The following is a 23634-nucleotide window of genomic DNA, read 5'->3' on the forward strand; positions in this document are numbered from 1 at the left end:
GCAGAAGACTGGCGCAACCGATTTTCACGCTATCCAGGTTCCCTACTTGGTACAACCAAGGCCACCCTGCTCAATATTCCTGCCACTCAGCCTGCGGCAGTCGCGGCGCTTCCACCGCCTGCAGAGCTCGAGCCGGAACCGCTGCCCACACCGTCACCAGAGCCTCCGCTGGAGCTGGATCCTCCACTCGAGCTGCCGGAGCCAGAGCTTCCTGCTTCACCCTGCGAGCCGGAACTCGAGCTCCCGTCCGTCGAGGTTGCGCCCCCGCCCGAGGTGTCCGCTCCGGCACTGCTGGATCCGCTTGAATCGCTGGCGGCTCCTGCGGTGTCGTCGCCGGTGGTTGTGGATGAACTGGCATCGGTGCCCTGGTCGGTCCCCGTCTGATCTGCAGTCGAGGAGGTGGTGGAGCTGCCCTCGTTCGCCGAGGTGGACTGTCCTTCACTCGTCGACGAGCTCTCGGCTCCGCTGCCCTGATTCGGGTTCTGGCCGGGCTGGGAATCGTCCCCGGAGGAGCTGGATTCGGCAGTGCCGCCGCCGTCTTGCGATGTTTCGGAGTCATCCCCGGTGCCGGAATCTCCGGTCACTGATCGTGAGATCTGTGAGGTGCCGGGCGAGATGTCGGCGTCGGTGAATGATTCGGCCATGACTACGGCACCCAAGCCGATTCCGAATGTCGCCACCCCGATAGCCACCGGGTAGAGGACGCGTTTGCGGCGCAGCTTCTGCCACCACGTCTTCGGTTCCTCGTTGGCCGCCTCGGTGGCATCGGGTGATGGGTGCTGCGCTGACGGAACGTCGACGGTCGTGGCTGCGTCCGCCTCGTCGCTCAGGCTCCCGAAGGTGCTGATGGCGTGGGATCGCTGAGTCTTGGCACCGAGTGACTTCGCCTTCACTGCCGGAGCGAGCTTCGTGCCGACTTCTCTGATCTTCTCTTTGCCCTTGTCGAGGCTGCTGGTGTAGAGCGTCACCGCGAGTCCGGTGATGATGCTCGCGACCCCTGCACCGACGACCGTTCCGGCAACGCCCAGCTGCCCGCCGATGACCGAGGAGGTGGCTGCGGCTGCGGCACCGGCGACGAGCTGGGTCGCCGAGACCCTGCTCTCGCTCTTCTCCTTCTTCTCGCCGTCGTCGCCCTTCGCATTCTCGGCAACGTCATCCTTCGCTGTCGATTCACCGACTGCAGTGGTGTTCTCCTGCATCATCCGAGTCGCCGAGCCTGCTGACACCGGCTGCTCTTCGCGTCGGATCGGATTCGGCGGCATCACCGGTGTGCTCACGTGCGAGCTCGGCGTCGGTGTCGACTGGGTGTTCCTGGCGTGTGTGGCGGCGAGTTCTTCAGTGATCAGAGGCAGGGTCTGTGATGCCTGCACGGTCGATTCGGATTCGCCGTCTTCCGATGCTGATCCGTCGTGATCGGACGCTGCGACGCTCTGCCCGTTCAGTCTGCCTGACTCATTCTGATTCGACACCAAAATACCTCCGATGACTGGTCCCTGAGTTCAGTATCGCCCGTCCATTTTCGGAGTTCCTGACCCACCCCCTCAGAAGCTGGGACAACACTGTGAGAAGGCAGCGCCTCCGTGGCTGTTGACCTGCGATGATGCCGATCCGTGTGACGCACAGGACATGCGCTTTGCAGGATACTCGCAGGTCTGAATTCGACCGCCTCGAGAACCGGCGTCTCAATCGCCGTCTCAGTGCAGAATGGCCACGCCGAGGTGATCGGGAAGTACGTCCGATTCCTCGAGTTCCAGCACTTGGAATCTCGGGTAGCCGGCACCCGACTCCAAGGTCACTGCGAAGAAGTCGGAACCGGTGAATCGCGTCGACATCTCCATCCCGACTTGTTCCGATTCTGCGCCGTCGTCGGACTCGACCATGAGGTTGAGGGCGAAGCACGGAGTGCCCAGTTCGATGAGGGAGACAATCTGGTCCCCACGGAATCTCTGAGGTTCATCTTGGGCGACGCAGTGCACCTGTCCGTCGATCTCAAGGACAACCTCGGCGCCGATAGGAAGGAACGTGCGTGCCAAGCCCGGCAATGGGGAGAATGCAGCCGGACGGTCCAGACGCGCGATGCTCAAGCGCCACCGTCGTCGGCTCGGGGTCAGATTTTGGGATTCGGTGAGCGAGACGAGCTCGGTCGTCTCCCCCGCACCATTGGCCCATGGAACCGGTTCGAGGTCATCGAAGGAGGTGATCACGCGCATGTGATCACTCTAAACGGGAGTTCAGTTCGCGCAGAGGCAGAACGGGTGCCCGGCAGGGTCGAGGAAGACGCGGAAGGTCTCCCCCGGTTGCTCGGCAGCCTTACCGGCGCCGATTTCGGTCACCGCTGCCTCTCCGACGTCCAAGTCGTCGACCATGACGTCGATGTGCATCTGCTGCGGATGCGCCTGGCTCGGCCAACTGGGAGCGTGGTAGTCCTCGACCTGCTGGAAGCAGATCGGCGGCCAGGAATCGGATGTGATCTCTGCCCAGGTGCCGTCGTCATCGACTCTGACTTCCCAGTCGAGGAGTTTGCCGTAGAACTCCGCGAGTTCGCGGGCGTCAGGGGCATCTAGGACGATGACGGGCTGCTTTGCGATAGCCATGATGTGAGTCTACGCCGCGGGGGTGACATGGGGAACAGCCTGACGATCATAGCTGGTGTTAGGCTCGAACCACCCCAGGGGAGCGCCGAGAAATGGCGCTGAGAGTGCGCGAGCAGACCCTTTGAACCTGATCCGGTGAGCACCGGCGGAGGAAGTGAGGACACAGCGATGACCACTATTCATGTGCAGCCAGGTGGGGCCGTGGCAGCGATGAGAGCACAATCGGCAAAGACCTGGGAGGCGGCAGTCGGGCATAGGTTCGTCACCGAGCTGTTTGCCGGCACGGTCGATGACTCCGTGATGAGTCGGTACCTGATTCAGGACTACCAGTTCTTCGAATCGTTCCTCTCGATGCTCGGCGCGTGCGTCGCTCACGGCGATGCTCTCGGGCCCAAGCTGCGGTTCGCCAAGCAGCTCGGCTTTCTCGAAGCCGACGAGAATTCGTATTTCCTCATGGCCTTCGCCGAGGTGGGTGTCCCTGCCGCCGACTACGCTGACCCCCAGCTGGCCGGGCCGACCGAGGGGTTCCGTGACCTCATGGACGAAGCCGTCGACTCGGCCTCCTACGCAGAACTGCTCGTCGTGCTCGTCATCGCCGAATGGCTCTACCTCGATTGGGGCGAGCGCTCGGATCCGATGCCTCCACGCCGGGTCCATTCCGGGTGGATCGACCTGCACCGCGGTGGGGCCTTCCGGGCCTGGGTGCAGTTCCTCGTCGACGAGCTTGAGCGCGTATTCCCCACCGGTGAGGACGCAGAATCCGCCGCGGCGCGAGGCCGACTGACTCACGGCTGGCACCGTGGCGTCGACCTCGAACTGGCCTTCTTCGACGAGGCGTACGCGCAGAACGAGACCCGGTGAAGCTGGAGCGCCCGGTTCACATTCTGCGTCCCTCGCTTCAACGAGGCTGCTCGGACTAGGATTGTTGAGCAGAACAGGTGTATGGGTGCATCCAGTCACCCTTCGCCGTCGCTGGAGGATGCGAGGTAATACAGATGAGCACACAGCTGCTTCCCGTCACGGACGGTCCTGCGGTCTACATCATTCATGACAATCCCGAATGGATCGCGCCGTTTGCGCAGGCCCTCGATCGATCAGGCATCCCCTTCGTCGAGTGGCTGCTGCCTGAGGTCTCGATCGATCTCACCACAGAGCCGCCGCAGGGCCTGTTCTGGTCGCGGCTGTCCGCCTCGGCGCACACTCGCACGGATCCGCATGTCAAGGACTATGGGCGTGCGGTGCTCGCCTGGCTCCAGACCGCAGGACGCACCGTCATCAACGGCGCAGACGTCTACGAACTCGAGGTGAGCAAGATCCGCCAAAACCGCGAGCTCGCCATTCGCGACTTCGACACCCCGCGCACCTCGGCGGTCTTCGGCAGTGCTGCGCTGTCCACGGCGGCGCGCGATTTCGTCCCGCCCTTCATCACCAAGCACAACCAGGGCGGCAAGGGACTCGGCGTGCGCCTTTTCGAGTCTCATTCCGAACTCGATGAGGCTGCGAGTGACTTCGCCACCGGTGGTGCGAACGAGCCGATCGACGGAATCACACTGGTCCAGGAATATGTGCAGCCGGCGCAGCCGTTCGTCACCCGTGCCGAGTTCGTCGGCGGCCGGTTCCACTATGCGGTGCGCGTCGATGTCTCCGATGGGTCCTTCGAATTGTGCCCCGCCGAGGCATGCGCGATCCCCTCCGCATCTGCAGCACCAGTCGATCCGTTCTCCGTGCGTGAGGACATCACCGCGCGCACGCCCCTCATCGGCAGGCTGGAGACGCTCCTGGCCGAGCTGCACATCGACATCGCTGGAATCGAGTTCATCGAGACTGCTGATGGCCGCCAGGTCGTCTACGACATCAACACCAACACGAACTACAACCCGAGCGTCGAAGAGGGCGAACGCACGGCCGGACGCACCTCTGCCGCGGACCGGATCGCCGAATACTTAGCCGCCGAGGTTGCCGCGATGTCTGCCTCCCACACTTGATGTCTGACCGTCGCGCAGTTCTCCACCAACTGCTCTCACTGCTGCGCGGGGTCAATATCGGCAAACGAGTCCTTGTCGCCATTGATGGGCTGGACGGCGCGGGCAAAACCGTCTTAGCCCAAGAGCTCGTCGAGGTGGCCAGCCAGGACGGATTGCGCCCCTTTGCGTCACTGAGCATCGACGGATTCCATCATCCCCGCTCGATTCGGTACGAGAACGGTCTAGGTCCCGATTCATTTTATCGGGACTCCTATGACTACGATGCCTTCATTCGGTCCGTCGTGACTCCGTTCAGACATGGTCTGTCGATCACGCCAGCGGTCTGGGATGTTGATGCCAACCTAGCCGTCCCACTGGCACACGTATCTTTGCCAGAGGACTGCGTCCTCCTCGTGGATGGGATCTTTCTCCACCGGCCCGAGCTTCGAGAGCTGTGGGATGCAAGTGTGTGGGTACAGGTTCCCTTCGCTGTGTCTGTGCCCCGTGGGAACGAACGCTTCGCCGGGCAGTTCGATTCTGATCCCGAGGCGCGGTCCAACCATCGTTATGTCGGCGGGCAGCGTCTCTACTTCGCGCAATGTTCGCCCTGGGACCATGCCACTTGGATTCTCGACAACGAAGATCTGGCGCACCCCGCGATCAGAGGCACCCTCACACAGGGGTAGGCCGATTGTGCTTCACTATCGTCGCGATGACCGCACCGACGGCGCAGCCGACCGCCACGAGGAACGGCACCCCGACGATCAGCCCTTCGACGATCATGACGAATGTGTGCTGAAAAATGTTCGCCAGGATATTCAGCGCGGCGAATGCCACCATGCTCAGGGCGAGGAAGAGCCCGGCTGTCTTCACCAGCCGAGTCGGCAGGGTTCCCGGACGGTCATGGACGGTCTGTGTGCTCATCGCCGATCACCTTCGATCCCGATCATCGTCGACGCCGTCTGCGCGACTTGCGATGTGCTCTGAGACTACTCCCGAAAACTTGGCCCACGATGAGGGTCATCGGACTGTTCGATGTATGAGAGTGTGTCACCCCGCTCCCCTAGACTGAACCCATGAGCAACCCCCAGGTAGATGCCGTCGTCGTCGGATCGGGCCCCAATGGCATGGCAGCCGCCGTGACCATGGCTCGAGCCGGGCTGTCCGTGCAGGTGTACGAGGCCCAATCAACCATCGGCGGTGGTGCCCGCACCCTTGACTTGGGCCTGGCTCCGGGCATCACCCACGACATCTGCTCTGCCGTGCACCCTTTGGCGATCTCGAGTCCCTTCTTCGTTGACTTCGATCTGCGCGCTCGGGGCCTCGAGTTCACCACTCCGGAGGTCTCCTACGCCCAGCCGTTGGACAATCAGCCCGCTGCGCTGGCATTCCACGATCTCGAAACGACGGTCGACCACCTCGGTGCGGCCGGACCCGAATGGCGACGGTTCTTCGCTCCTCTCCTCGAACGTGTCGATGACGCGATCTGGCTCTCCCTCGGTGACAAGCGCTCCGTCCCGGAGACCCTGCGCGATGTTCCTGGGATCGCCAATGTGGTGAAATTCGGACTGCGGCTGCTGTCGCAGGCGAGCCCGGCCTGGAACATTCCGCTTTCACATGAGACGTCTCAGTCGCTGTTCACCGGTGTTGCCGCACATGCGATCGGTGGGCTGCCGGCCATGGGCACGGCCGCCACGGCCACCATGCTCTCGACCGTCGCCCATGCTGCCGGCTGGCCGTCCCCTGTGGGTGGTTCGCAGGCGATCATCGACGCCATGGTCGCCGACCTCGAGGCCCACGGCGGCACGGTGACGACGAATGCGCGCATCGAGCACGTCTCTGATATGCCGCCCGCCCGGGCCTATCTACTCGACACCTCGGCGCTGAATGCGGCTCAGATCTTCTCCGGCCTCATCCCGGCCAAGGTCGACAGATCGCTGCGCAGCTTCAAGCAGGGCAATGCCGCAGCCAAGGTCGACTTCGTCCTCAACGGGCCCGTGCCCTGGGCCGACCCGAACATCAACCGCGCCGGCACCATCCACGTCGGAGGAACCCGGGCGCAGATGGCCGCCGCCGAGGCCGACGTCATTGCCGGACGCATGCCGACCCACCCTGTCAGCTTGGTCTCCGACCCGACCGTGTTCGACCCATCGCGTGAGGTGGATGGTCTGCGCCCGCTGTGGACGTACTGCCACGTACCCTTCGACTGCCCGATCGACCCGGCCGAGTACATCATCAGGCAGATGGAACGTTTCGCCCCCGGCTTCCGCGACACCATCGTCACCTACAACTCGATCCCCGCATCGGAGATGGCAGGCCACAACCAGAACTACATCGGCGGCGACATCGCCACCGGGCTCGTCTCCTTCTACCGAATGATGGCCCGCCCGCGCACCAGCTGGGACAACTACAGCCTCGGTGTCCCCGGTGCCTACCTGTGTTCGGCAGCGACCCCACCGGCACCCGGCGTGCACGGCATGAACGGCTGGTTCGCCGCCCAGCGAGCGCTGAAGACACGGTTCGGAATCACCGAGGCACCGAGCCTGGCGCCCTGAGCTCGTCCCCTGGGCTCCGAGCAGCGTGGGATTTCCTCCGCAACCGCCACACCCCGTTGGCCACGGCCACCGCGAGGACAACGAGGCCTGCACCGATCGCCTGCCCCAGGGTGAGCATTTCGCCGAGGATGAGCGCCGCGAGCACGAGGGCGAGCACAGGCTGGATGAGCAGCAGACTCGCCGTCATCGTCGGCACCAATCGGACGCTGCCCCTGTTGATGAACAGCCACGCCACCACCTGCCCCAACAGGGCCAAGGCAATGAGGTACATCCACGACTTCGGGCCGATCCCGGCCAGGTGGAGGCCGCCGGTGAACTGTGCGATGATCGCCGAGGTCACCGCCGCCGAGGCTGTCGCCCAGGCCAACGGCTGAAGTGTCCCCTCGGCCTTGCGCCTGGTCCCACGGCGGGTGAGGAACATGTACACCCCGTAGCCGATACCCGCGATCAGGCCGAGAACGGTGCCGAGGACGGCACTGTCCCCCACCTCGGTCAGCGTAACGATGCCTCCCACCAAACCGACGCCGATGAGCATCAGCGGAAGTGCGATGAGGAAACGTGGACTCACACGCTCACGATCGACGAGCAGCGCGAGCAATGGCAGGACGATCACCTGGACATTGACGAGTACGGTCGAGACGCCCGCGCCCACGAGGTAGATCGACGCAGTCCACGCAATGTAGTCGATGCCCAGCGCGATACCGGCCGCGATCGCCCAGAGGATCCCTGTTCGAGAGAGCCCACCGTGGCGTCGGCGCTCGAACAGAGCCAGGGGCACGAGGGCGATGACGGCGATCGCACACCGCAGCACGGCCGTCGTCGCCGCATCCACGCCCGCAAGCTTGACCAGGATCGCCGAGATCGACAGGCACAGAGCACCCCCGAGCACCGCCGAGACGGCGAGCGCGGTCTGTGGCTCCGGCGTTGGAGCGGCCCTGGGTATGACGGCCATGAGACGACACTATGCCCACGGAGGCGATTTGGCACCGCTCGTGGGGTGAAGCGACCAGTTCGGCAGTGGGGTGCACTTCTGTGCTGACTCACGAACGCGCACATGATTGAATCGGGCAGAGATTGTCGGGCGGTGCACACCGCCTGCGCGGAACCATTGATGAGTGAAGGGAGACACTGTGATCGTTGAACTCAATACGCTCATCGACCTCATCGAGTCGGACCTCGCCGATACCGGCAGCACTGTCGGAGGCGAAGGGGTTTCGCATCTCGATGTCGAATCGTTGGCGCGGACACTCGGCACGAGCGAATACCATCTGCGGCGCATGTTCTCGTCCCTGGCAGGGATGTCGCTGTCGGAATACGTTCGACGTCGCCGGATGACCGTGGCTGCCGCCGATGTGGCGGCCGGCCGGGGCCTGTTGGGCATCGCGGTCCGCTTCGGATACGGATCGGCTGAGGCCTTCGGGCGAGCGTTCCACTCCGTCCACGGAGTGAGCCCGTCAGCGGTTCGGCGCGACGGTGGCCCCCTTCGCAGTCAATCAACAATCAGGTTCCGCCTGACGATCGAAGGGAGTTCTTCCATGGACACTCGAATCACCGACAAACCGGCGTTCTCACTCATCGGCTACGCCAAGCGTGTGCCCCTCATCCACGAGGGAGAGAACCCGCATATCCGCGAGCACATCGAATCTCTGCCTGCGGATGAGCACGCTCGCCTCAAATCCCTCAGCGATGCAGAGCCCACCGGACTGCTTCAGGTCACAGCCGATGTCGACCCGGATTACCGGGAAGGCACCGAGCTCACCTACCTGCACGGCGTCGCGGTCGGGACACCCGATTCGGCGCCTGAGGACCTCGACGTCATTGACGTCGAGGCGGGAACTTGGGCGGTCTTCACCACTGCCGGCCGCTTTCCCGAAGCACTGCAGATGACTTGGGCGGCGACGGCAACTGAGTGGTTTCCGTCGAATCCGTGGCAGCTGCGGCCCGGGCCCTCGATCGTTGCGATCATCGACCGGGCAGCGGACCTCAGCACGGCCACCACCGAGCTCTGGCTGCCGATCGAACGCGCGTGACACGATGCCACTGCCCAAAGGAGCGTCCGCCGTCACCTCGTGGTTCTCGCTCAGATGTGTTCGTTGAGGATCGTGCCCAGCCGGGTCAGGGCATCGACCATCTCATCATCGGACTGGCCCGAGTAGCTGAACCGGGCATAGTTGCTGCGTTGTTCGGTGGGGAAGAACGACCCACCTGGAACGTAGGCGACCCTCGCCTCGGGCAGGGCGTGTTCGGCCATGAATGCGGTCGCGTCGAAGCCTTCGGGGAAGGTCACCCAGGTGAAGAGCCCACCTTCGGGCCTGGTCACGGTCACCTCGGCGGGGAAATGTTCGGTCATCGTCGAGACCATGAGGTCGCGCTTGGCGCGGTAGACCCCGCGCATCGCTGAGACGTGGGCATCAATGTCGAAGGTGTCGAGGAAGCGCGTCACCGCTGTCATGTTCAGCGTGGACGACTGTGTGTCGGCGGCGAGCTTGAGCAGACCGAGCTTGTCGAGGATCTCCGGTGCCGCGCTCACCCAGCCCAACCTCACTCCGGGGGCGAGGATCTTTGAGAAGCTGCCGAGGTGGATGACCCGGTGCTCGGTGTCGAGTGAGGTCAGGGTCGGCAGCGCTTCGCCCTCGAAGCGCAGCTCACGGTAGGGCGAATCCTCAAGCACGAGAACGTCGTATTCGTTGGCCAGCTCGATGATGCGCTTCCGGCGTTCGAGGCTGAGGCTGACACCGGTCGGGTTCTGGAAGTCGGGGATGACGTAGATGAACTTGATGTTCTCGGTCGTGGCCAGGGTCGTCTCAAGGGCGTCGACGTCCATGCCCTCGGAGTCCATGTCAACGGCGGCGTACTCGGGCTGGCAGGGGTTGAAGGCGATGAGGGCACCGAGGAAGGTCGGGTTCTCCGTGACGATGACATCGCCTGGGTTGATGAGCAGCTTCGCCACCAGGTCCAGGCCCTGCTGGGCGCCTTGGAGGATGAGGACATCGTCAGCATCCGTTGCCGAACCCGCGCTCGACATGCGTTCGGCGATCTGGCCCCGCAATCCGGGCAGTCCCGCCGAGGCGGTGTACTGCAGTGCGGTCGCACTCTCCTTGCTCAGGATCTCGGTGTAGATCTGCTGGAGTTCGGCCGCGGGAAAGAGTGCGGCATCCGGGTACCCGCCGCCGAAAGAGGTGATGGAAGGATCGTCACCGTATTTGAGCAGCTCACGGATGGCGGACGGCTGAACGCGAGCGATGCGATCGGCGAACTTCGATGACACTGCTTCTCCTTTGAGAAATATTTGCGAGCGCGATCGTTCTGCCTTGTTTCCGCGACTCACCGCTGGTGGTGAAGTGATCGTAGCGTCGAATCATCCGCGCCATGAACTGTGTCCGTTTGGCGGTCTCTGGTCAACATCGCGTCCCCGCTGGGATGTCGGCCACGTCTTCGACGCCTGTGGGCACCACCTCGGCGCGGATCTTCGGTCCCTTCGCCGCACGCATGCCTGCCCCGAGGACGCCGACGATGACCAGCACGGCTCCGCACATCTCCCCCTGTGACACCGTCTCGCCGAGAACGAACCACGCGGCACTCATACCGACGATGGGGACGAGCATCGAGAAAGGTGCGACGACTCCAGCGGGGTTGCGCGACATCAGCCACGACCAGATGCCAGAGCCGAGGATTGTGGCGATGACGACGGTGTAGGCGAGTCCCGCGAGGCCCAGCCATCCGGTGGGAGTCATGAGCGTCGTCAGCGACTGGCCGATAGTGTCTGGCCCTTCGACAACCAGCGCAAGAAGGAGCATCGGCACCGGCGGCACCACCGACATCCACATCGTGAACTTCACCGGCTCGACCGAGTGCGCCTGACGGTTGCAGATGTTGCCGATCGCCCACCCGAAGGCGCCGGCGAGGGTGAGCAGGAACGGCAGGAAGCTCGCGCTCGAGTCCAGTCTCTGCCAGCCCACGACGCCGAGCCCGGCCATGGCCACGATGAGGAACGCCATCTGTGATCCGCGGATCCGCTCTCGCAGGACCGTCATCCCCAGCAGCACTGTGAACGGCCCCGAAGCCTGGAGCACGAGTGAGGCCAGCCCCGCAGGCATCCCCACCGCCATCGCCCAGTAGAGGAACAGGAACTGCAGGAGTCCGAACCCCATCCCGTAGCCCACGATCCAGCGAAGCTTCACGTCTGGCTTCGGCACGAACAGCAGCGCCGGAATGGCCAGCACGGCGAAGCGCAGGGCGACGAGGAAGAAGGGCGGGAACTGTTCGAGCGAGAAGTCGATCGCCAGGAAGTTCAGTCCCCACATCACGGCCACCGAGGCGGCGAGCAGACAGTGTTTCAATGACATGACTTCATTCTCGAGTGGCCAGACAGTTAATACAATCGAAATGTTCTACACAGACCTTATAGCCGAGCTTCAAGGTTGTAGCATTGGCACATGGACCCCCGGCATCTTGAGCTGCTGCGCCGGCTCGACGAACTCGGCAGCGTGACCGCCGTGGCCAGGGCGACGTTTCGCACGCCGTCGGCGATATCGCAGCAGCTCAAACAGGCCACACGGGAACTCGGACACACCCTCGTCGAACCCGAGGGCCGCGGGCTGAAGCTGACCAGCGCGGGCAGACTGCTGGCGACAGGCGGCAAGGACGTGGCCTCAGCGATCGCCCGCGTGCAGGCTGACTGGGAGGACTACCTCGGCGATCCCTCCGGCGACGTTCAGATTGCCGGGCTGCCCAGCGCCCTGGCCTATCTTGTGCCTTCTGCATTGCGACGGCTGCGGGAGACAAGCCCGAGGATCACCCTGCGCACCGTCGATGTGGATCTGGCCGAGCACGAGTTCGCGGGCCTGACCTCCGACGTCGACATCGTCATCGCCCACAGCCTGATCTCCGAACGTCCGGCCGGGACCGAAGGGCTGAGCGTCGAGTGCCTGGCGACCGAACCCATCGACGTCGCCGTCGCGAACGCCCATCCCCTGGCTTGCCGGGACCAGCTGAGACCAGAGGACCTCGTCGACGCTCAGTGGATCGGCGTTCCCCACGGATTCCCATTCACCACAATCCTGACGTCGATCGCACACGTCACAGGACGAGAGCTCGAGGTCACCCAGCGCATCCGGGACAACCGACTCATCGAGGCGATCGTGGCCTCAAGCGATCAGGTCGCCCTGCTGCCGCGATTCACGACCCCGAAAAACGCCGGGCTCACGCTCCTCCCGCTGACAGGGGTCGCAACCACACGTTGGGTCGTGGCGGTCATGGCTCCCGACACGGCCGAGCGCGCAGCCGTCAAACGAGTGCTGGACGCCCTGCACCGGAACTCTTAGCCCCAGTCGCAGCGAACAGCTCAGCGAGTCGCGGCGAACCGCTTCGGAATCAGCTTCTCCAGGGGCAGGAACGCCGCCCAGCAGATGACTGTCGGCAGGAAGTGGATGCCCAGGGCGATGTAAGTCATGAGATGGAAGAGCATGAAGAAGATGACGGCACCATAGAGCCATCTGCCCTTGAGGAACAGCACGATCGGTGAGAGGAACTCGAACACCAGAGTCGCCCACTGCCCGGCGATGAGCAGGCCAGGCATCTCGAGGAACGGCTTCGACCATTCGGCCCCGCGGCGCATCAGGGCCCAGATGATCACGGCGCCGTTGGCCCAGTGGGTGATGTTGCCCGAGGCGATCCACTTCATCACCACCGAATAGAAGTAGGTGAGGACGACGGAGATCTGCACGACTCGCAGCGCCCACCCTGCCTTCGCCGAGGTGGTCCCCACATCCCTGAACCGTGCGACTCCGACCGTCGGCAGCACCACGACGGCGATGACGAGCGCCATGTGGTCGTGGGCGACGTAGCCATAGCCCTGGGTATAGAACATCCACAGCCCGAAGGTGATCGCGACGATCCAGCCGCTGATTCGCTGGAGGACGCCGGCGGCAGCCATGAGAGCGAAGACGATGATCGCGGCGAGCAGGATCTGCGCCCCGAGGACGCTGACCGGTGGGATGTGAAGGAACCTGGCCAGCCACAGCGGTTTGTAGAGGTCGGGGGTCCAGCCGTGCGGGATGACGTCGGCGGAGATCGTGAGCACGTCGATGATGACGAAGATGTAGACGATGACGCGGAAGACCGCGACGCGGGCCAGAGAGATCTGGGGCGTGAACCAGGCGATGATCGGATTGACGACCTTCGCCTCGGCGGTGGTGGAATTACTCACTGCACCTCCCAGGTCGCCAAGATCTTGTGTTCGGGTTCGCCGACGCTGCGGCCGTTCTCCAACTGGGTCACGGTGCGGCAGAGGATCATCTGCTCCGGCTTCGGCTCGTCAGGATGGAGGCGCTCAAAGGAGTCGGCCATGGTCTGCAGAAGTTCCGGGTTGGCGATGACCCGATCGAGCTGGGATTCGATGTCACCGCGTTCGATCCCGACGGTGTCCGTGTTGAAGCCGAGCCGACGTGGTTCGTCCTCACCGGGGAACTGCGCTTCGATGCACGTCGCATTCACCGTGCCGTTGAGGTCCTTGGCGGTCGCGTACTGGGTGAGTGACCCGAGCGGGAAGAAGTCGTTGGTGTTGAGGAACTGTCCGCAGGTGAGAATGACGAGGGCCATGGCGGTTGCTCCGAGACGCCATACGATCGACCACGTCGTCATCGGCTTCGTGGCAGTCGCAGACGCAGACTCGGCGGCAGTCGTTGGTTCGGCGGCAGTCGTTGACTCCTCGGCAGACTCCGACGGCGGTTTCGTGTTCGTCACAAGTCGACGCTTCTTCTCATCCATGCGCTGTGTGGTTCATTCTCTCGACGCCGCGGGTACGCAGACTATCGTAGCCGCCACCCCGCCTTCCCCAACTACCTGGCGGCGGCCCTCAGGAGTTGAACGGCTCAGCTCAGGAGCTGCGCGCGTAGAGATTGAGCTGTTCCCACATCGCCGCGTACTTCTGGAAGGATGCGACCGCGGTTTCAGGATCGTCGTTGCTCAGCGCGGTCACCCACGAATCGACGAGCTCCGGTGCCTCGTTGGGCCAGAGCACATCGCTCATCCCGCCCAGGTCGAGTTCGAGCACGGAGTTCATATCGAAGCCGTCGACCCACTGGGCCAGAATCGATGTCTGCTCGACCATGTCGACGACCTTGGACTTATCGGCCACGGTCTCCGCTGCCCATTCCATCCTCGCCGAGGCTGCCAGAATGTCCGTACGGATGAGCACTCTCAGCCCGGCATCGGTTTCATTCGTGATGATCTGGTCTTCGCTCAGCGAGAAGAACAGCCACCATGACGGCGGCACATCCCACGCCGAGACGCGTGTGAAGACGCGAGTATCCTTGGTGTCCTGGAGCCACTCGGCACGACGACTGGCCGCACGCCTGCGCACCGACTTCGGAGCGATGATGTCCAGCGTCGCCTTCGAGGTGTGCTCACTCAATGCCTCGAGCGCCTCCCACCCGCGAACGTCCTCCTGGGCGGGGCAGTACCGATCCACGCCGTCCGAAGTCTGAGACGCCGGGAGGAAGATCGGCGTGTTGCGAAAGGACTCGGCCACAGGGTTCGGCGGCAGGGAGATCAAGCGCTGATCCGCGTCTTCGGAGACCTGCTCCTCAACACGAGAACGGTTGTCTTCCACCTGCTCGTCTTGCAATACGGAATGGACTACGGTGGGTTCGAAGATCCGCAGAGAGACAACATAATCGCGACTGTAGGACATGGGTTCACCCTATCCAAGGTCGGGCCTCAAAATGGAACTTCCCACTACGAACAGGTAGGATTTAAGCGCATAGCAGAGATCTAGTCCGGGGCGCTTCGCCCCACATGACGACGGAGGGGGTCACGCCAGTGGGTCGCGGCCGCGCAAAGGCAAAGCAGATCAAGGTAGCCCGGAAGCTGAAATACTACAGCCCGGACACCGACCTGAATAGACTCCAGCAGGAACTGGGTTCCGAGTCGCAGGCGTCCGGTTCGTCAGATCCGTACGACAACGAGCCGGACTATTCGGATTACGCCGACAAGTACAACGTCGACGATGACGACGAAGAAGACGACTATACACAGCGCGAATCTTGACCGATCAGCACTGATGTGATCGGCGCTCAGATACGGGAGCATCGGATTCGCTCAAGCAAGAAGGCGGAGGCTGCGGCCTCCGCCTTCTGCTTTGCCTGATTGCTGCACTGCCACCCTCAGCCTGACACACCTCAGGCGAGGATTGCGGCTCCGCCGTCGACGCCCTTGGCGCCCTGGACGTAGTCGAGTTCGGAGGCCAGTGAACCGTCGTCGACCCTGACATCACCGAGCACCCATGAGCCGGGGGAGGCCGCGAGCACACTGTCAACGGACTCAGCAGAGGCCACGAGGACCATGCCGACGCCGAGGTTCCAGGTCCGTTCACGGTCTTCCTGCGGGACTCCGCCCAGATCGCCGAGGGTGGAGAAGACCGGAGGGATCTCCCACGAAGCACGGGACATCTTCGCCACGAGACCCTTCGGCAGCACGCGCGCCACATTGGCAGACAGTCCCCCGCCGGTGACATGCGAGACCGCATGCACGGCATCGGGCAGGGCAGAGAAGAGGGCGTTGAGTTCGCCGGTGTAGACATGGGTGGGGACGAGGAGCTCCTCACCCAGGGTGCGGCCGAATTCCGGCACATTGCGGTCCAGACCCCACCCCGCCTCGGCGATGATGTGCCTGACCAGGGAGTACCCGTTCGAGTGGATACCAGAGGATGGCAACCCGATGAGCACGTCACCGGCGGCGACCTTCTCAGGTCCCAGCAGTTTGGAGGCCTCGACGACACCTGTGGCGGCACCAGCGACATCGTAGTCATCGACTCCGAGCAGGCCCGGGTGTTCGGCGGTCTCCCCGCCGACGAGGGCGACATCGGCACTGGCACACGCCTCGGCGATGCCCCGGACGATGTCCGCGATCCGCTCGGCCACGACCTTGCCGCAGGCGATGTAGTCGGTCATGAACAGGGGCTTGGCACCGCACACGATGATGTCGTCGACGACCATTCCCACCAGGTCATATCCGATGGTGTCGTGCTTGTCGAGAGCCTGCGCGATCGCGACCTTCGTGCCGACGCCGTCGGTCGATGAGGCCAGCAGCGGGCGCTCGAAGTCCTTGAGCACTGAGACGTCGAAGAGTCCGGCGAAACCGCCGACTTCGCCGACGACATTTGCGTTGTGTGTGGCCCCGACCGCGGACTTCATCAGTTCGACGGCGCGGTCACCGGCCTCGACGTCGACGCCGGCAGCGGCATAGGTGGTGGACTTAGCTGGATCGGTGCTCAACTCAACATCCTTTGTCGGCGGGGGTGTTGTTGACAGGAATCGGGTATTCGCCTGAGAAGCAGGCAGTGCACAACTGGCTGCGCTCCTGCTGGGTGGCCTCGACCATCCCGTCGAGGGAGATGTATCCCAGGGAATCGGCGCCGAGGTTGTCGCGGATTTCGTCCATGTTCAGGCCGTTGGCGATGAGCTCGGCCCGGGTCGCGAAGTCGATGCCGTAGAAGCAGGGCCACTTGACCGGTGGAGAGGAGATGCGCACATGGATCTCCTTCGCTCCCGCTTCGCGGAGCATTCGCACGAGCGCGCGCTGGGTGTTGCCGCGCACGATCGAGTCGTCGACGACGACGAGGCGTTTGCCCTCGATGTTCTCCCGCAGCGGGTTGAGTTTGAGTCGGATGCCGCGCTGTCGCAGGGTGTCCGAGGGCTGGATGAATGTGCGGCCGACATAGGCGTTCTTCATCAGCCCCTGGCCGAAGGGTATGCCTGAGCGTTCGGCATAGCCGACGGCGGCCGGTGTTCCTGATTCGGGTGTGGCGATGACGAGATCGGCGTCGACGGGGAACTCGTCGGCCAGCTGGCGGCCCATCTGAGTCCTGGCTGCATGCACGGTCTTGCCGTTGAGCACGCTGTCGGGTCGGGCCAGATACACGTACTCGAAGACGCAGCGAGCCTGGTCCTGTTCGGCGAAGCGGAAGGAGCGCAGACCGTCTTCGTCGATGGCGATGAGTTCGCCCGGTTCGACGTCGCGCACGAAGGAAGCACCGACGATGTCGAGAGCCGAGGTCTCGGAGGCCACGACCCAGCCGTTCTCCATCCGGCCCAGCGACAGCGGCCGCACACCATGACGATCACGGGCGGCGTAGAGGGTGTTCTCGTCCATGAAGGCCAGGGAGAATGCACCTTCGACCTTGGGCAGGAGATTGAGCGCGGCCTCGGTGAGGTTCTCGCCCTCTTCGGTGGCGAAGAGCTCGGTGACCAGGGAGGTGTCATTGGAGGAGTCGCGGAAGGGCCTGGTCCGGCTGACCTTCTTCGTCGCGTCCTTGACGACCTGGTCGGCGTCGTCACGACGGCCATCGGCCAGAGCTTCGAGCTCATCGAAGTTCGTCAGATTGCCGTTGTGCGCCAGTGCCACTGTCCCGAACGGGGTGGGTCCCAGCGTGGGCTGGGCATTCTCGAACGAGGGTGAGCCCGTCGTCGAATACCGCGTATGCCCGAGCGCGATGTGTCCCTGCAGAAGTTCGAGATCCCGCTCATGGAAGACCTGCGAGACCAAGCCCATGTCGCGGTAGATCAGGATCTGCTTGCCGTTGCTGGCAGCGATGCCCGCAGACTCCTGTCCGCGGTGCTGCAGAGCGTAGAGCCCGAAGTAGGTGAGTTTGGCTATTTCCTCGCCCGGCGCCCAGACTCCGAATACTCCACAAGCATCCTGAGGTCCGCGGTCCAGGGGGTCGATTTCGTGCGTTAGTTGCCCGTCTCCTCTTGCCACGTGAAAGATTGTCTCACATCGGTGAGCTCTGCTTCACAAGTGGATCAGACTCCGGAACTCGGGGCTTCGTTTCGGGGCTCGTCCTCGGCATCGGGATCTTCGCCGTTGGCTTCGGCGATGCGACGACGCGCGATCTCCTTCGGATCATCGACCATGTCGATCTCCGCGTCGACTCGGTACTTACGTGACTTCCTCCGACCCATCCAGTCGAGGAGCACTGCCAGCAGGCCGCCGAGGAACAGTCCGCCCACGGCGAGGACGAGCAGCAGCAGCCCCGCTCCCTTGGCCACTGTGTAGCCGGTGGGCATCGCTTCGGGATCGACGAAGAGCGTGAGCACACCCGCGACGAGTACGCCGAGGATCGCGCCGAGTCCCATGAATACCGAGTACTTGGGGCTGCGACGAACGGCGACGTCGATCTGGTCCTTCATGATCTCCTTGGGCAGCAGTGTCGGTGGCGGGTCGATGGTGCCCGCATTTCACGTCGCGGACAGTCTAGTCGAGAACTCCTTCGCCGACTCCCAGGCAGTTATGCGGCCGATCCCATAAGGTGGAGGAAGACACAGTAGGGCTTCTCACATAGGGGTGGACATGTCTCAAACGATCATCGTCGGAGTGGACGGCTCCGCCAACAGTCAATGCGCACTGCAGTGGGCGATCAGACACGCTCAGCTGACCTCTTCCGAGATTCGCCTCGTGGCGGCGTACACCGTTCCCGGCGTCAATATGACCCAAGCGGACATCGTCTACCCGGCCGATTTCGATGCGGAGGTCAAGAGGTCGGTGCAGAAGCTCGTCGACGACAACGCACGAACCGTCACCGATGCCTCGGTGCCGGTGTCGACCGTGGTCTTCCCGGGAGATGCTTCTGGGGCGTTGGTCGACAACTCGAAGAATGCCGATCTCGCGGTCATCGGCGCCCGCGGTCGCGGTGGGTTCGCCGGCCGCCTGCTGGGGTCCGTGGCCTTGGCGATGCCCGCGCACGCTCATTGCCCCACCGTGGTCATCCCCAGTACCTGGCCCCAACGCCCGATGCCGGAGCGACCCCTGCCGATCGACCTTCCTGTGCGCTCCTCCGACGCGCAGACGACAACCGCCGAATCCGGCGACAGGCGCCCCGACTTCACCGGTGAGATCGTCGCCGCGATCGATCCGTTCGAGACCGATGGGCCGGTCCTGCGTGAGGCCGCGCTGCAGGCTCGGATCTATGGTCTGCCGCTGCACCTGGTCGGCATCACCGCTGCCCACGTGCTCTCGCCGGAATGGATGCCCAGCGAAACGCACCTCGAGAAGATGTACGACGAAGCCGTGACCTCGCGAGAAGAAGCCGCGCAGTCCCTCCACGAGGAGTTCCCCGAGGTTGACGTTCGCTGGTCGATCTTCGATGCCCCCGCCACCGAGGTGCTCATCAGCGCCACCTACACCGCCGAACTCATGATCATCGGCTCCCGCGGCCGCGGCGGTTTCGTGTCAACGATCCTCGGGTCGACTTCCCAGGCCGTCCTCTCACACGCTGTGTGCCCGACCCGAGTGGTGCGCGTGCTCCGCCGGAAGGCGAAGAAGCGCTGAAGCTGCGCCGGTGCTCCGCCTTCATGACTGCGCCGGTGCTCCGCCTTCATGACCGCGCCGGTGCTCCGCCTTCATGACCGCTTGGTGAAAGTGCTGAAGTAGGGCACAAGTGCTCAACGTCTGCACTTTTACCCAGCGGTGGCTCGGAGTGGGAATCTCGCCGGGATGGGAGCCTCACCCGAGGGCGATGAGGCCGATGCCGGCGACGACGACCACCGCGCCGGTCAGCTTCATGCCGATGTTCTTCTCCCCGAAGAACCACCAGGCCAGCAGTGTGCCGACGATGATCGAGGTCTCGCGCACGGGAGCCACAAGGGACACCGGTGCCTGCTGCATGGCGTAGAGGACGAGCAGGTACGCCAGCGGGGAGAGGATGGCGACGGTGAGCAGGGCCCGTTTGTGCCCGGCCAGAATCGATGTGAAGTCCGCGCGACGTCCTGCACCTCCAGGGATCGTCACGATGCCCACGGCCATGATGGTCGCGACGCAGATTTCGGAGAGGGCGAAGTAGAGCAGCGGTGAGTCGGTGATGTGGTTGACGGAGAAGTCGTCCCACAGGGTGTACGAGGCGATGAAGGTTCCGATCAGTGCGCCCCAGGCCAGACCACGACCCACGCCGTGGCTGCTCATCCCGTGACCTCTGCTCATCCCGTAACCTCCGTTCGTCGTCCGGCCTCCGCCCACCCGCCTCGGGTGCACGGTCACGACCGCAATGCCGGCGAGGACGATGAAGGCGCCGATGGTCTCCGGTGCTGTGGGTCGCTCGCCCAGGAACAGCACGGCGATGATGATCGTGATGATCGGCCCGACCCCGCGCGCTGTGGGATAGACGACGCCCAACGGGGCATGGTCATAGCCGGACTGCAGGGACACCGAGTAGGCGATGTGGAAGACCGCGCTGAGAGCGGCGGCACCCAGCAGGCCCAGACTGAACGCATGTGTTCCGGAGACGAGCAGCCAGATCGCGATCGGGGCCAGCAGGATCGCCGACAGTCCGTGATAGGCCAGCACGAAGGCGTAGCCCTTGCCCGACACCGACTTCGCCGCGATGTTCCACAGGGCATGGGCGACTGAGGCGAAGAGCACCAGCCCGAGGACGGCAGGAGTCATCGACGACCGTATCCAGTCCGCTGCACTGCGTCGTGACCAGTCCGCTGCACTGCGTCAGGACCTCACAGCTTCACGACAACGGTCTTCGTCTGCGTGTACTCGTCGAAGGCTTCGATGGACTTCTCACGGCCATAGCCGGATTTCTTGAACCCGCCGAAGGGCAGCTCCACTCCCCCGCCGGCTCCGTAGGTGTTGATGAAGACCTGCCCGGCTTCGACCTCGGCGGCGACCCGATGAGCCCGGGAGATGTTCTGCGTCCACAGGGCCGAGACCAGGCCGTAGTCGGTGCCGTTGGCCAGGGAGATCGCTTCCTCTTCATCGCCGAAGGTCATGGCCACGACGACGGGGCCGAAGACCTCGTCCTGCGCGATCCTCGAGCCCGGGGACACGTTGTCGACGAGCGTCGGGGTGATGAAGGCACCGCCGGTGAGGTCCTCGGCGAGACCTTCGGGCCTGGTCCCTCCCGTGATGATCTGGGCGTTGCCGATGTCGGAGAGGAACCCTTCGACGCGGGACTGCTGCTTCTTCGAGATCAGGGGTCCGAGCATCGGGTCGTCGATGCCGTAGCCGATGGTCACCTTCTCCATCGCGGCCGCCATCTTCTCCACCACCTCGGCGTGGATGTCCTGGGCGACGATGAGTCGGGACCCGGCCGAGCAGGTCTGGCCGGCGTTCTGGATGATCGAACGCACCAGGGACGGGACTGCCGCGTCGACATCGGCGTCGGAGAAGACGATGTTCGCGGACTTTCCGCCCAGTTCGAGCACCGTCGGGATGACCCGATCGGCGGCGGCGTGGGCGATCTGTGAACCGATCTGAGTCGAGCCGACGAAGCCCAGGTGAGCAATGCCCGGATGCGCCGCCAACGCGGCCCCCGCCTCGGCGCCCAGGCCTGTCACCACGTTGAACGCACCTGCTGGAAAGCCAACGGAATGGATGAGTTCGGCCAGGCGGACCGTGGAGCGCGGAGTCTCGTCGGCGGGTTTGGCCACGGCGCAGTTGCCGGTGGCCAGTGAGGTCGCGGCGGCGCGTCCGATGAGCTGGAGCGGGTAGTTCCAGGCCACGATGTGCCCGGTCACGCCGTAGGGTTCGCGGCGCGTGTAGACGTGCATGTCCTCGGCCATGGGGATCGAGTGCCCGTAGTAGGACTCGATGGTGTGGCCGTAGAACTCGAAGTAGCGGGCGCAGACGTCGACATCGGCGTAGGCCTGGGTCAGCGGTTTGCCGGTGTCCTCGGATTCCAGTGCGGCCATCTCATCGCGGTTGGCTCGGATCACTTCGGCGGTGGTGACCAGCAGCTTCGACCGCTGCTCGGTGCTCGAGCGCCTCCATTCCCTCTGCGCCCGGGCCGCTGCCTTGACCGCACGGTCGACCTCGTCGGCCCCGCCGCGGGAGACATCGCCGAGGTGTTCGCCGGTGGCCGGGTCGACGTTGGCGTAGGTGGTCAGTGAGGGAACGTGGCGTCCGCCGATGAATGAGGTGGTCTGGGTGATCTGGGCGTTCATCGCCGACCTTCCAATTCTGCTGAGGTGTACAGGGGGACGAAATCGCTGATGTCGGCGCGCGTGCCCGAGGCATCAACCGAGCCTTCGGCGAGCGCGGCGGAGAATTCGGTCCTGCCGGTCACGATCTCCAACCACACCTGCGCCGAGGTTTCGACGACGTTGGGCGGTGTGCCGCGGGTGTGCCGGGGCCCGGGAATGCACTGGGTGACGCCGAAGGGCGGGACGCGGACTTCGACGCTGTTGCCCTCCGCCCGCGAGGCGAGCTCCTCGAGCGTGAACCGCACGGCCGTGGCCAGGGTCGACCGGTCTGCCGGTGCCGCGTCGGCCTCGGAGTGCGCAACCCACATCTCAAGGGCGTTGCGGCCCTCGTCGGGGTCGATCCTTCTGCGAATCGCCATCAGTGACTCTCCCTCTTACCTGATCTTCGCTACATCTTCGCCCAGCTCGAGCCTGCCCACAATGCTCGTCCGTCCCTCGGAATCGGTGCCGCCGGTGATCGGGTCGGTGATCGCCGCGATGACTTCGTCGAGGAGCTCATCGGTGATGACGACATCCCCCGCCGAGGTGGGGGCTGAGCCCGTGGACGAAGCCGTGCCCGGGGCGAGGGCTCCCACCTTCGCCAGCAGAGTCAGTGCCACGATTCCGGTGGCGCGAGAGGACCCGTCGAGACATTTCATCGCGACCGAGTATCCGGACTTCGTGGACATGGCGATGACGCCTTCGGCCCCGCCCTTAGCGAAGACGCCGAGGCTCTCGATGACCGTCGTATTCGGTTTGCCGTGGCCTTCGATCGCCCACGGGTCTGCGAATACGGCGTCCATGAGGGTGCGGGCCTCGGTGGCGTAGGAGACATACGGTTCCCTCGCCGAGGTGGTCCTCGGGTTCTCGTCTTCCGTGGCAGCGTCTGCGCTGCCCAAACGCACCACACGGCCGATCGCCCGTGCCAGGCCGGTGAGGCTGAGCGCGAAGACGGGAGCACCGCAGCCGTCGGTGCCCACGGCTGCCGGCGTCTCACCGGCGAAGGATTCGACCACCTCGGCGACCCTCTTCTGCACGGGGTGGTTCGGGTCGAGGTAGTCTGCGGTGTCCGCACCGATGGCCGCCGCGGCCATGAGGAACGCCGCATGCTTGCCGGAGCAGTTGAAGTACAGTGCCGATGCCGGATCAGTGTCGTCTTGCTCGAGATGACGTGCGGCCTCCTGAAGGCTCCGGCGGAAGGCACCGTCGGCGGGATGCGCGGACGGGCATTGCAGGTCATCCACGCTCAAGCCGGCGGATTCGAGCATTCCGGCAACCGCCTCGGCGTGGCCGGCCTCGCATTTGTGGGACGCGGTCGCCAGTGCCGCCCAGGTGCCGGAGACCTGCGCTCCGAGACTCATCGCGGCAATCGCCTGCAGCGGTTTGAGACTCGACCGGGTGAACACGGGAGCCTCCGGCGCACCCAGGCTGATCAGGGGCGATCCATCCGGGTCGAGGACGACTACGGAACCGATGTGGCGGGATTCGATGAACCCGCTGCGCTCGACGAAGGCCAACTCGGCGGCGTCGGCGGAAACGAAAGTGGAACGAGTCACGCACT

General features: G+C 64.2%; 25 protein-coding genes and 1 riboswitch. Of the genes, 8 read left to right on the forward strand and 17 right to left on the reverse strand.

Annotation, left to right across the window (positions count from 1 at the left end):
• Positions 1–86: 86 nt before the first annotated feature.
• The 3 genes from HU144_RS18825 to HU144_RS18835 all read right to left on the reverse strand — a co-directional run bounded on the left by HU144_RS18825 (position 87) and on the right by HU144_RS18835 (position 2594).
• Positions 87–1469 (reverse strand): hypothetical protein, encoded by a 1383-nt coding sequence (locus tag HU144_RS18825; RefSeq protein WP_235352597.1) that lies wholly within the window; start codon positions 1467–1469, stop codon positions 87–89.
• Between the two features lie 225 nt (positions 1470–1694).
• Positions 1695–2210, reverse strand: a complete 516-nt coding sequence (locus tag HU144_RS18830; RefSeq protein ID WP_235352598.1) for a HutD family protein — start codon at positions 2208–2210, stop codon at positions 1695–1697.
• A 21-nt stretch (positions 2211–2231) separates the two neighbouring features.
• Positions 2232–2594 (reverse strand): VOC family protein, encoded by a 363-nt coding sequence (locus HU144_RS18835; protein ID WP_198398124.1) that lies wholly within the window; start codon positions 2592–2594, stop codon positions 2232–2234.
• Positions 2595–2660: 66 nt separating this feature from the next.
• Positions 2661–2766, forward strand: a riboswitch (TPP riboswitch).
• On the opposite strand from HU144_RS18835, the gene HU144_RS18840 reads away from it, so the two are divergent.
• The 3 genes from HU144_RS18840 (at position 2763) to HU144_RS18850 (ending at position 5244) form a co-directional block, all read left to right on the forward strand.
• Positions 2763–3455 (forward strand): TenA family protein, encoded by a 693-nt coding sequence (locus HU144_RS18840; protein WP_235352599.1) that lies wholly within the window; start codon positions 2763–2765, stop codon positions 3453–3455. (Overlaps the previous riboswitch by 4 nt.)
• A 134-nt stretch (positions 3456–3589) precedes the next feature.
• Positions 3590–4579 carry an ATP-grasp domain-containing protein gene (locus tag HU144_RS18845; RefSeq protein ID WP_235352600.1) on the forward strand — a complete coding sequence of 330 codons (990 nt, stop codon included), beginning with the start codon at positions 3590–3592 and terminating at the stop codon, positions 4577–4579.
• Complete coding sequence (locus HU144_RS18850) at positions 4579–5244, forward strand: uridine kinase (RefSeq protein ID WP_235352601.1); 666 nt, start codon at positions 4579–4581, stop codon at positions 5242–5244. The genes HU144_RS18845 and HU144_RS18850 overlap by 1 nt, the downstream gene beginning before the upstream one ends.
• Here the strand turns inward: HU144_RS18850 and HU144_RS18855 are convergent.
• Positions 5231–5482 carry a hypothetical protein gene (locus HU144_RS18855; RefSeq protein ID WP_235352602.1) on the reverse strand — a complete coding sequence of 84 codons (252 nt, stop codon included), beginning with the start codon at positions 5480–5482 and terminating at the stop codon, positions 5231–5233. The two genes, HU144_RS18850 and HU144_RS18855, sit on opposite strands and share 14 nt — an antisense overlap.
• Before the next feature lie 152 nt (positions 5483–5634).
• On the opposite strand from HU144_RS18855, the gene HU144_RS18860 reads away from it, so the two are divergent.
• Positions 5635–7113: a phytoene desaturase family protein gene (locus HU144_RS18860; protein ID WP_235352603.1), complete on the forward strand. Its 1479-nt coding sequence runs from the start codon at positions 5635–5637 to the stop codon at positions 7111–7113.
• Here HU144_RS18860 and HU144_RS18865 read toward each other — a convergent pair.
• Positions 7085–8065: a DMT family transporter gene (locus tag HU144_RS18865; protein WP_235352604.1), complete on the reverse strand. Its 981-nt coding sequence runs from the start codon at positions 8063–8065 to the stop codon at positions 7085–7087. The genes HU144_RS18860 and HU144_RS18865 overlap by 29 nt on opposite strands.
• Before the next feature lie 178 nt (positions 8066–8243).
• On the opposite strand from HU144_RS18865, the gene HU144_RS18870 reads away from it, so the two are divergent.
• Positions 8244–9143, forward strand: coding sequence for an AraC family transcriptional regulator (locus HU144_RS18870; RefSeq protein WP_235352605.1), 900 nt, complete (start codon positions 8244–8246; stop codon positions 9141–9143).
• A gap of 50 nt (positions 9144–9193) precedes the next feature.
• On the opposite strand, the gene HU144_RS18875 is transcribed toward HU144_RS18870, so the two are convergent.
• The gene (locus tag HU144_RS18875; protein WP_235352606.1) at positions 9194–10381 is read right to left on the reverse strand and encodes an aminotransferase-like domain-containing protein; all 1188 of its coding nucleotides are present in this window, start codon (positions 10379–10381) and stop codon (positions 9194–9196) included.
• Positions 10382–10511: 130 nt separating this feature from the next.
• Positions 10512–11459 (reverse strand): EamA family transporter, encoded by a 948-nt coding sequence (locus HU144_RS18880; RefSeq protein ID WP_235352607.1) that lies wholly within the window; start codon positions 11457–11459, stop codon positions 10512–10514.
• A gap of 90 nt (positions 11460–11549) precedes the next feature.
• On the opposite strand from HU144_RS18880, the gene HU144_RS18885 reads away from it, so the two are divergent.
• Complete coding sequence (locus HU144_RS18885; protein WP_235352608.1) at positions 11550–12437, forward strand: LysR family transcriptional regulator; 888 nt, start codon at positions 11550–11552, stop codon at positions 12435–12437.
• Positions 12438–12457: 20 nt separating this feature from the next.
• Here the strand turns inward: HU144_RS18885 and HU144_RS18890 are convergent, their stop codons facing one another.
• From HU144_RS18890 to HU144_RS18900, 3 genes are all read right to left on the reverse strand, one after another.
• Positions 12458–13321, reverse strand: a complete 864-nt coding sequence (locus HU144_RS18890) for a hypothetical protein (protein ID WP_235352609.1) — start codon at positions 13319–13321, stop codon at positions 12458–12460.
• On the reverse strand, positions 13318–13881 hold the full coding sequence (locus HU144_RS18895; RefSeq protein WP_235352610.1) for a hypothetical protein: 564 nt from the start codon (positions 13879–13881) through the stop codon (positions 13318–13320). The genes HU144_RS18890 and HU144_RS18895 overlap by 4 nt, the downstream gene beginning before the upstream one ends.
• Positions 13882–13990: 109 nt before the next feature.
• The gene (locus HU144_RS18900) at positions 13991–14806 is read right to left on the reverse strand and encodes a hypothetical protein (RefSeq protein WP_198398133.1); all 816 of its coding nucleotides are present in this window, start codon (positions 14804–14806) and stop codon (positions 13991–13993) included.
• A gap of 128 nt (positions 14807–14934) precedes the next feature.
• Between HU144_RS18900 and HU144_RS18905 the strand changes: the two genes are divergently transcribed.
• A complete protein-coding gene (locus HU144_RS18905; protein ID WP_009881540.1) occupies positions 14935–15162 on the forward strand; it encodes a DUF3073 domain-containing protein in 228 nt (75 codons plus the stop codon).
• A gap of 131 nt (positions 15163–15293) precedes the next feature.
• Here the strand turns inward: HU144_RS18905 and purM are convergent, their stop codons facing one another.
• From purM to HU144_RS18920, 3 genes are read right to left on the reverse strand one after another with little or no spacing between them, the layout of a single operon-like run.
• Positions 15294–16388, reverse strand: a complete 1095-nt coding sequence (purM, locus tag HU144_RS18910) for a phosphoribosylformylglycinamidine cyclo-ligase (RefSeq protein WP_235352611.1) — start codon at positions 16386–16388, stop codon at positions 15294–15296.
• Position 16389: 1 nt separating this feature from the next.
• Positions 16390–17871, reverse strand: coding sequence for an amidophosphoribosyltransferase (gene purF / locus HU144_RS18915; protein WP_235352612.1), 1482 nt, complete (start codon positions 17869–17871; stop codon positions 16390–16392).
• A 44-nt stretch (positions 17872–17915) separates the two neighbouring features.
• The gene (locus HU144_RS18920) at positions 17916–18302 is read right to left on the reverse strand and encodes a hypothetical protein (RefSeq protein WP_235352613.1); all 387 of its coding nucleotides are present in this window, start codon (positions 18300–18302) and stop codon (positions 17916–17918) included.
• Positions 18303–18462: 160 nt separating this feature from the next.
• Here HU144_RS18920 and HU144_RS18925 point away from each other — a divergent pair, with 160 nt between their 5' ends.
• Entirely contained in the window at positions 18463–19440 is a 978-nt protein-coding gene (locus tag HU144_RS18925) for a universal stress protein (RefSeq protein ID WP_235352614.1), read from the forward strand.
• 174 nt (positions 19441–19614) lie between these two features.
• Here HU144_RS18925 and HU144_RS18930 read toward each other — a convergent pair whose 3' ends face one another.
• The 4 genes from HU144_RS18930 to HU144_RS18945 form a co-directional block, all read right to left on the reverse strand.
• A complete protein-coding gene (locus HU144_RS18930) occupies positions 19615–20550 on the reverse strand; it encodes an EamA family transporter (protein WP_235352615.1) in 936 nt (311 codons plus the stop codon).
• Between the two features lie 62 nt (positions 20551–20612).
• The gene (locus tag HU144_RS18935; RefSeq protein WP_235352616.1) at positions 20613–22055 is read right to left on the reverse strand and encodes an aldehyde dehydrogenase family protein; all 1443 of its coding nucleotides are present in this window, start codon (positions 22053–22055) and stop codon (positions 20613–20615) included.
• A complete protein-coding gene (locus HU144_RS18940) occupies positions 22052–22453 on the reverse strand; it encodes a sterol carrier family protein (protein ID WP_198398139.1) in 402 nt (133 codons plus the stop codon). The genes HU144_RS18935 and HU144_RS18940 overlap by 4 nt, the downstream gene beginning before the upstream one ends.
• A gap of 15 nt (positions 22454–22468) precedes the next feature.
• A complete protein-coding gene (locus HU144_RS18945) occupies positions 22469–23629 on the reverse strand; it encodes an asparaginase (protein WP_235352617.1) in 1161 nt (386 codons plus the stop codon).
• Between the last annotated feature and the right edge of the window lie 5 nt (positions 23630–23634).

The sequence above is a fragment of the Brevibacterium sp. UCMA 11752 genome (genome assembly GCF_021532235.1).
In the GTDB taxonomy this organism is placed as follows: Bacteria; Actinomycetota; Actinomycetes; order Actinomycetales; family Brevibacteriaceae; genus Brevibacterium; species Brevibacterium antiquum.